The sequence below is a fragment of the Leuconostoc lactis genome (assembly GCF_007954625.1).
Classification (GTDB): domain Bacteria; phylum Bacillota; class Bacilli; order Lactobacillales; family Lactobacillaceae; genus Leuconostoc; species Leuconostoc lactis_A.
In genome coordinates this window covers 67,854-76,278 of sequence record NZ_CP042423.1, presented here as the reverse complement: position 1 = coordinate 76,278, position 8,425 = coordinate 67,854, and the positions used below count along the sequence as shown (strand labels likewise).

Below are 8,425 nucleotides of genomic sequence, written 5' to 3'. Positions count from 1 at the left end.
TCTACATGACTATGATGATTATGGTATGCCATACCGTTTTCTCCTAATTAATCGTTATCTATATAGTCATCGTCTTCTAAGGCATCCTTATTAATAAATGCTTGAAGTTGCCAAATATTTACGTCTAAATAAGCTTTATAACTAATTAGTGAATCTTCCAAAGCATCATTTTCTTCTTCCTGTGCTAAGCGAATTGCACGAATAGTAAATTCACGATTAGATCTAAAATCTTCTACTATCTGTAGGACCATCTCATCAGCAGTGTAATATTTTTCCGAAGAATCTTCAGAAATCGTTGTAAATTCTTGGAATTCAGTAGTTGTTGATGCTGGCTTAAATCCTGAAGCTAGTAAACGTTCTGCAATTTTATCAAACCATGCCTCATTTTCGTTATATAAATTTTCAAAACATTATGCAATGCATAGAAATTTTTACCTTTTACATACCAATGATATTGATGCAATTTTACATGTAATGTATGAATATTAGCAAGTATATGATCTGTAACAGCTGCAGAATTAATCTTAGTATGATGAATGTGTTCTTTATATGCTTGTTCGGCAGCTAATTTTTCTTGCCTTTCATTTACCGTTGTCATTTTATGCACCTTCCTTTACTTTTGAACTAATTACTGGGTATCCTAAGTCTTCAATTGCTTTTTCAATTGTATTCAAATTGACCTGATTTTCATCAAAATCCACTTTTACCTTACTCGCATTGAAAAGTACTTTTACAGAATCTTTTTTTACACCAGCAGTCTGTTTTAAACCACGTTCGATTTTTTGTAAACATGATGGACAAGTTAATGTTTCTAATTTTAATGTTGCTTTAGTCATATCTATCACTCCTTTAAATGAATTATATAGGCCATTCTTTTTAAGATACTTGATATAGATCAATTATCTTAATTGATAACCTCTTAATCTCATTGCATTTAAAATAACTACTAAAATACTGGCCTCATGAATCAACATCCCAATTGACATAGACATCCATTCACTAAATATTAAACTAACCAATAGTATTATCACGACGCCAACAGCAATTAGAATATTTTGTCGCATATTCGCATATGTTACTTTTGCTAGGCCTAAAGCATGAGGAAGGCGGTTAAAGTTAGAATTCATTAAAACAATATCTGAACTTTCAATTGCGACATCTGTTCCATTCCCCATAGCTATACCTACCTCTGCAGTAGCCAGAGAGGGACTGTCATTAACGCCGTCACCGATAAAAACAACTATTTCACCTGAGTCCTGTCGTCTTTTTAGAAATGCTTGTTTGTCCTCTGGTAGCATATCACCATGGGCTTCGGTTAAACCTAGTTCCTTTTTAACTGAATTAACTGTACCTTGGTTATCACCTGATAATACAATGAGATTTTTAATACCAAGTGATTTTAATTTTTGTAAGTCCTGCTTAACACCTGGTCGAACTTTGTCGCGGATACCCATTAACATGATTAACTTATGATCAACTGCCGTTAATACAATTGAATTACCGGTTCTTTCTAAATAATTCAATTTTTTAAGAACATCATCAGATAGCGGTATACTTTCTTGTTTCATTAAGGTTTTATTTCCTACTGAAACAACGTGCCCATCTACGTGAGCAATTACGCCCCCCACCTTTTACAACCTGTGTATTTTCTATAGGCCTTACTTTATATTGTGCTAATTTATTTACAATAGCGACAGCTAATGGATGATCAGACTCACTTTCAACTGAAAGCAATAGAGATAAATCCTCCTCCTGATTATTTCCATAATAAATAATATCGCTCACTTCAGGCTTTCCTTCAGTTAAGGTACCTGTTTTATCGAATAACACTGTATCTGCATTGGCAAAATGACTAATCACTTCAGAACCTTTAAATAAAACACCATTTTTTGCGCCATTTCCTATCCCCCGCAACATTTGACACAGGTACACCAATTACCAAGGCTCCTGGGCAACCAAGTACTAATACGGTAATCGCAAGTTCTGTATCTTTGGTTAATACCCAAACCAACAGCCCAATTGTAAGTACTGCAGGTGTATACCAGCGAGAAAACTGGTCAATGAATCGTTCTGCTTCTGATTTAGAATCCTGTGCTTCTTCTACCAACTCAATAATTTTTCCAAATGTAGAATCTTCCCCTACTCTATCAGCCACTATTTGAATAGTACCGTTGTCCATAATAGTACCGGCAAATACTTCATCGTCTTTTTCTTTCTTTAAAGGTAAAGATTCACCTGTGATATTAGCCTCATTTACATATCCTTTTCCAGTGGTTACCCTACCATCTACGGGAATCTTGGCACCAGTCTTTACTAGGAGAATGTCCCCTTCTTCTACTTCATCAATATCTACTTCTGCAAATTGTCCCCCTGTCAATTGCTTAAAAGCAGTTTCTGGAGCCATTTCCGTCAACTCTTTAATAGCTGATCGTGTTTGGTTAAGTGTTCGTTGTTCTAAATATGATCCAAATAAAAATAAAAAAGTAACAATTGCTGATTCTTCATAATTTTGAATAAAGAGAGCACCAATGACCGCTATCGTTACTAAAACATCAATACTTACTACTTTTACTTTCATAGCCTGATAAGCCTGTAAAGAAATGGGGGTAACGCCTAATATCGAAGCTATAATAAAAGCACTATTAGAAATTGTTGTATTGGCAAAAATAAAGTGTGCGATTAGTCCTAAAGCAATGAGTAAGCCACTGATACTAGTAATTTTATTTTTATGTTTAAGAATATTATGTTGCATATGATTTCTCCCTTAATTTTAGTTCAACTAAAGTGTATTAACTTTTGGGAGATATAAACTTGACGTCCATCAAGTTTATGAAATAGTTCTAAATAAGTAAAAATATTATAATATTGGCTTAGTCATGCACTTACTGAATCATTCTAGTGAAGCTATGACGTTAACTTACCTTGGCTTAGATCAAGCCAGCCGTGAGACTATGTTGAATCAAATTGATTTTGGTTAAACTCATTAGCTATAACTACAGTTGTAGTTATAGCTAATGTTTTATAGCTAAAAAGCATAGATCATTAGACTCAAGCAATACTTTAGTGACTTATCAACCTGAACTTTGCTATGCTCTGTATTAAAGACTATAAATGGTGGGAATTTGGCATATGCAAATAGGTGAAAAAATAAAAATCATTCGTGAAAACAAAAAACTGTCACAAGAAGATATGGCTAAAAGTTTACACGTATCGTATCAAGCAGTATCTAATTGGGAACGTGGGAAAAGTTATCCGGATATCTCTAACATTATTATGATTTCAGATTTATACAGTATTTCATTGGACGAGCTGATTAGAGAAGATAAAAATTATAAAGACATATTACTTGAAAAGAAAGTATCAGGTATCGCGGATGCTATCCTTAATATTATTTTCTTATTGTGCGCCGTCATGTTATTAATTTATATGATGGTTGAAAACAAGCTCACCTCAGATAATTCTTTTTATATCATTCTGACAATCTTGGTTATCATCCATACCAGCGTTGATTTATTAAAATTGCTACCAAAAAAAAGCGTGTAGTTGGCTTACAGGGAATATTGGTAATCCTTTGAGACTTAAATTAATACGATGGAGAATTATATTAGCATTCAAAATAAGTTGAGATAGACACCAATACTATCTCAACTTATTTTTATGTGGTTAAGCTGACATCAGCTTGCCCACGCGGGTAGCGTTCTGCATGAAATGCTCTCACTGAAGGTGATCCTGCAATGATAAATTGCCCCGTCACGGCGTGACCCGCCGGAGGTTTTTCTAGCCGGATAATAGGCGCTAAAAAATAGCAGTTTCCCCAGTAGGAAGGGGAAACGCTACTGTCATCGCTTGTCGATGACGTGCCTCGCAGAGCCTGTCCAAAATATTATTTTGGTATAACAGGCTATACCAGATTTTTAACGGTGTTATACTGGTCTTGGAAAACCCTTTTTGAGGAGGCATTTTTGATGGCGCATTTAAAGAAAAATACCCGTGGCGCAGTCCCTGGTTTAGCGGTTCACTTTGAACGTAAAACCGACCATCACACGAACAAAGAAATTGATGGGTCGAAATCCTATCTGAATCAAGATCTCATGGCGGATGGTTCTGATATGCTTTCACGCTTCAATGCGCGTTTAAATAACGTTTATTGCATGAAAAGAGACGATGTGAAGGCGTTAGCGACGTGGATAGTCACTTTACCTGAAGAACTCACAGAAGCCCCCTACGAGCAACAGAGCGCCTTTTTTGAAGCAACCACCAATTTTCTTAATGCACGTTATGGTCAAGAAAATGCCGTGGCCGCTGTGGTGCATTATGACGAGACAACCCCTCACTTGCACTATGCCTTTGTCCCCGTCGTTTTTGATGATAAAAAGTCACGTTATAAAGTATCCGCTAAAGAAGTACTCACACGCCATGATTTACAAACCTTTCATGATGATTTAGATCAACATTTAAAAAAGGTGCTGCCCTTTTATGAACAAGGGATTTTAAATAACAAAACCTTACCATTTGAGAATGTCGCTGAAATCAAAAAATACAATGATCAGTTTAACGCCTTAAAAAACGAACTAGCTGACGTTGAAGACAATATTAGGGCTAAACAGGCCGTACTTAAAATCACGGATCAAGCCTTAACGGAAGTTGACTTAGCCGAAAAACAAATTGATGCGTTTAAACAAGCCTTATCTAAAAACCTCTTTGGTAAGACGGTGCTGAAGCCAGATGACTTAGATCGCTTTAAAAACGTGTTAGCCACGATGAAGAAATCCACCTTACAAAGCCAGCATGAGACGGAAGAACTCAAGCAAACATTAGGCCAAGTCAAAGCGCAATTAGGAGACGTCCAAGCAGACTATCAAAACCTGAAAGAAACGCATCAAGCGCTTCAGAAGCGACAGCGAAAACAGCAACAGCTGGATTATGCCATGCGAGACATGCTTAAAAATGATTATGGTGTCGACAAGATAGCCCATACGGATGTGGAGGCTCGGTATGTCCTTTATAAGCTAGATCATGAAGAACTTACAAAAAATAAAAAAGTAGCCCAGTCATGGTTAAAAACACTGACGACAGCTAGAGCAGATCCAGACACCAAAATAGCGCCTAGTAGATTAGATCGCGGTATCGAACAAGTTAAAGCATTGATTAATCGAATCATTGAATTAACGCGTGATCTTTTTAAAGGACCAAGTCTCTAACGCTAAACCGGCTTATTTGCCGTTCTAAACGTTTTTAGCCATGTGACGTAGAAATAATCATTGAACGAATTAAAACGTCTCTATTGGCGTAATAAGTGGCAATTATGATAGATGACCAGTAATCCGTCATTTAAAATAATTCCAAACAAAAAGAACACTCTGGACAAACATTATGTACAACGGTGTTCTTTTTGTTTTGTTTTTATTAATTCAGTAAAAAGGCGAAGCCTATTATAAGTTTATCTTTTATATTTTAATCTTTTGTTCTTTTGCGCAGTTATAAAGTCAGTATTATCAAGGTTTAACAGGATAATACCCCACAAAAAAACTGTGTATACCCCACAAAAAAACTGTGTATACCCCACAAAAAAACTGTGTATACCCCACAAAGATAAAAATAAATTGTGGTACATGGTGATACAATAAAAGCATAAAGAAATTCCCGTCTAAAAGTTTTTCTTTATGCTTATCCAACAACACGCCCAAAGGAGCGTATTTATATGTCAATTATACCAGAATCAAAGACAAGGCAGGTACACACCTTGAATGAGTTATCAAAACGAAAAGTCGTCGAACATAATAGTTTAATCACATCCATTGCCAAGATGGATAAAACACCCCTCAAAATGTTTGAACTAGCGGTGTCTTTAATTGATACCGACAATCCACCTCAAGATCAAACAGTGTATTTATCAAAGCAAGAAATGTTTGCTTTTTTTAAAGTCAATGATAATGATAAGAACAGTCGCTTTAAACAAGCGATTGAAAAAATGCAGAAACAAGCTTTTTTTCAGATTAAAAAAGAACAAGATAAAGGGTTTAAGTTTGTTAGTATTGTGCCAATCCCTTATGTGGAATGGACGGATTATAGTGACGAAGTAAAAATTGAATTTCATCGTGAAATCATGCCTTACTTAATCAAGCTCAAAACCAATTTCACCCAACATGCCTTGTCAGATATTGCAGAATTGAATAGTAAGTATGCAATTATTTTGTATCGCTGGTTATCAATGAATTACAACCAATATGATCACTACAGCGTTAAAGGTGGACGACGAAAAGAACAAGTAGAAAGCTATCGTAATCCCAAAATCGGCATTCGAGAGTTGCGAGAAATGACTGATACTGTTAATGAGTACCAGAGGTTTGATAGGTTTGAGAGCTATATCTTGAAAAACTCTTTAAAAGAAATCAATGCTCATACAACTTTTAACGTGACGCACGAGAAAGTTAAAAAAGGACGCAGCATTGATAGCATTGTCTTTCACATTACTAAAAAACAAGTTGCGGCTGATAGTAGTTATAAACAGGATGATCCCGTTTATATCGAGGGCAAGATTCGTCAAGAAGAAACAGAAGATATGTTGACTGTTAAGGCAATAAAAAGTCCCTACACAAAGTTACTTATGGAGCAGTTTTTATTGTCATATATTGATTTAACGGATACGACTATTTTGTCAGGGTTACAGAAAAATGTATATCCACTTTATGACGAATTAAAAGAATTACGTGGTTTAAAGGGCGTGAAAGAACACTTAGCCTATATCAGAGATAAACAAGATGACTATTCGAAAAAGAATATTGCTAAGTATCTTAAAAAATCGATTGAACAGTATCTACCAATCGTTAAAAGGCAGGATATAGATCATGAGTGAAAATTTAAAAACAATTCGAGAACTCGCTGAGGAGTTAGGTGTTTCAAAACAGGCAATACAATATCATATAAAGTCGCTGACAAACAAAACAAGGCAAACAAACGACAAAGGTATAGTTGTTTTATCTTTAGAAGAACAGCATTTTATAAGGTCGAAGGTCGACAAACAGACAAACAAAATCAAGACAAATAAACAGACAAATGACAAACAAACAGACAAAGAGACAAAGTGGGATATCCACAACTATTTAATTAGTGAACTTGATGAAGTTAAGAAAAATAGAGATAAACAATTAGCAGTTAAGGATAAGCAACTAGAAAATAAAGATTCGCAAATAGCTCAAATGCAAAACTTACTAGACCAGCAACAACGGTTAGCTTTGCAAGACAAAAAGCTGCTAGAGGAATACAAAGCAGAAATCAAGGACTTGAAAGCCTTAACGATGGCACCGCATGATGATGGTGAAAAAGAAGTGACGTCAGACAAACAACCTGAACCAGAAACTAACACTGTGGAGTCACAGCCTAAACCTAAAAAGTGGTGGCATTTTGGTAAATAGTTACAACTAAAAAGAAAAGAAGACTAGTTAAATGGCGGAAGATAAATTTGAACAAGCTGTAATTGAGAAGTTAAAGAGTGAGGGTTGGGACTATCTCACAGATTATTCTGGTGTAACGGTCAATCGGTTATATGATCATTGGCGAGATATTCTGAATGCCAACAATCGTAAACGACTAGAAGATACCCCGTTATCTGATAATGAGTTTGAACAAGTGAAGTTGGAACTAACGAAGAATAAAACGCCGTATGATGCGCAACTCATGTTGGCGGGTGCGGGTGGTGTTGGGACCGTACGGCGCTGATGTTCATAAGGTGTAAAAAAGCTTTGACAAATTATTTTTATTTTTATTTCAAAAGACGTTAGGCTGAATGAATTCAATCTTCTTGATATGCTAGATTCATGAAAGGAGACATTATGGACATAGGTAAACGGATAAGAGAGTATCGAAAAATTTATAATCTTTCCCAAGAACAATTGGCGGACAAGATTTTTGTTTCACGTCAAACCGTATCTAATTGGGAAAATAACAAAACATATCCAGACATACAAATCATTGTTTCGTTGTCTATTCTATTTAATGTTTCTTTAGATGAATTAATTCGAGAAGATTTGGAGGAAATGAAGATGAAGATTAGTAATAACAAAGCTACTAAACGAGCTGATATTTATTCTTTAATAATGATTTGTTCAACAATATTAGCCAGTCTATCTATTGGTTTAGTAGTAGCATTACCAGAATCAAAGTTTATATGGATAGTTCCAGTTACTTTATTTTTACCTGCGTTATGGAGTTCTTTTGTTTTAGAAAAATTCAAAAGGAATAATGACTTGAAAACTTATAAGGAGATTTTAGCATTTTCACAAAATAAGGATGTAGAAGTTTTAAGAAAAAAAAGAGACGCTAGAAGAACACGGATTGAAAAAGGGATTATTGTTTTAGGCTATGCAGGTCTTACACTGTTGATTTGTTTAATGGCTATATTTATTGCAAATTTTTTTAAATAATA

The 8,425-nt window shown here is 35.2% G+C and carries 6 protein-coding genes and 3 pseudogenes; 6 read left to right on the top strand and 3 right to left on the bottom strand.

The genetic code is table 11. From position 1 onward, the window contains the following. Positions 1–47: 47 nt before the first annotated feature. The 3 genes and pseudogenes from FGL80_RS09020 to FGL80_RS09270 all read right to left on the bottom strand — a co-directional run bounded on the left by FGL80_RS09020 (position 48) and on the right by FGL80_RS09270 (position 2,752). Positions 48–598 (bottom strand): annotated as a pseudogene (locus tag FGL80_RS09020) (Dps family protein). A gap of 1 nt (position 599) precedes the next feature. Beyond that, complete coding sequence (locus FGL80_RS09015) at positions 600–836, bottom strand: heavy-metal-associated domain-containing protein (RefSeq protein WP_004909683.1); 237 nt, start codon at positions 834–836, stop codon at positions 600–602. A gap of 63 nt (positions 837–899) precedes the next feature. Then, positions 900–2,752 (bottom strand): annotated as a pseudogene (locus FGL80_RS09270) (heavy metal translocating P-type ATPase). A 377-nt stretch (positions 2,753–3,129) separates the two neighbouring features. Here FGL80_RS09270 and FGL80_RS09005 point away from each other — a divergent pair. The 6 genes and pseudogenes from FGL80_RS09005 to FGL80_RS08980 all read left to right on the top strand — a co-directional run bounded on the left by FGL80_RS09005 (position 3,130) and on the right by FGL80_RS08980 (position 8,423). After that, positions 3,130–3,543, top strand: coding sequence for a helix-turn-helix domain-containing protein (locus tag FGL80_RS09005; protein ID WP_147002035.1), 414 nt, complete (start codon positions 3,130–3,132; stop codon positions 3,541–3,543). Between the two features lie 422 nt (positions 3,544–3,965). After that, positions 3,966–5,201, top strand: a complete 1,236-nt coding sequence (gene mobV, locus FGL80_RS09000; protein ID WP_147002030.1) for a MobV family relaxase — start codon at positions 3,966–3,968, stop codon at positions 5,199–5,201. 500 nt (positions 5,202–5,701) lie between these two features. Beyond that, positions 5,702–6,856, top strand: coding sequence for a RepB family plasmid replication initiator protein (locus FGL80_RS08995; protein ID WP_147002034.1), 1,155 nt, complete (start codon positions 5,702–5,704; stop codon positions 6,854–6,856). Continuing rightward, the gene (locus FGL80_RS08990; protein ID WP_147002033.1) at positions 6,849–7,415 is read left to right on the top strand and encodes a helix-turn-helix domain-containing protein; all 567 of its coding nucleotides are present in this window, start codon (positions 6,849–6,851) and stop codon (positions 7,413–7,415) included. Before FGL80_RS08995 ends, FGL80_RS08990 begins: the two co-directional genes overlap by 8 nt. Before the next feature lie 31 nt (positions 7,416–7,446). After that, positions 7,447–7,710 (top strand): annotated as a pseudogene (locus FGL80_RS08985) (type I restriction endonuclease subunit R); the annotation flags it as partial. Positions 7,711–7,832: 122 nt separating this feature from the next. Next, the gene (locus FGL80_RS08980) at positions 7,833–8,423 is read left to right on the top strand and encodes a helix-turn-helix domain-containing protein (protein WP_029510472.1); all 591 of its coding nucleotides are present in this window, start codon (positions 7,833–7,835) and stop codon (positions 8,421–8,423) included. The last annotated feature ends 2 nt before the right edge of the window (positions 8,424–8,425 follow it).

Excerpts from the sequence above, each read along its gene's own strand:
- FGL80_RS08980 (WP_029510472.1), top strand. The coding sequence starts at position 7,833 with ATGGACATAGGTAAACGGATAAGAGAGTATCGAAAAATTTATAATCTT.
- FGL80_RS08990 (WP_147002033.1), top strand. The coding sequence starts at position 6,849 with ATGAGTGAAAATTTAAAAACAATTCGAGAACTCGCTGAGGAGTTAGGT.
- FGL80_RS08995 (WP_147002034.1), top strand. The coding sequence starts at position 5,702 with ATGTCAATTATACCAGAATCAAAGACAAGGCAGGTACACACCTTGAAT.
- mobV (WP_147002030.1), top strand. The coding sequence starts at position 3,966 with ATGGCGCATTTAAAGAAAAATACCCGTGGCGCAGTCCCTGGTTTAGCG.
- FGL80_RS09005 (WP_147002035.1), top strand. The coding sequence starts at position 3,130 with ATGCAAATAGGTGAAAAAATAAAAATCATTCGTGAAAACAAAAAACTG.
- FGL80_RS09015 (WP_004909683.1), bottom strand. The coding sequence starts at position 836 with ATGACTAAAGCAACATTAAAATTAGAAACATTAACTTGTCCATCATGT.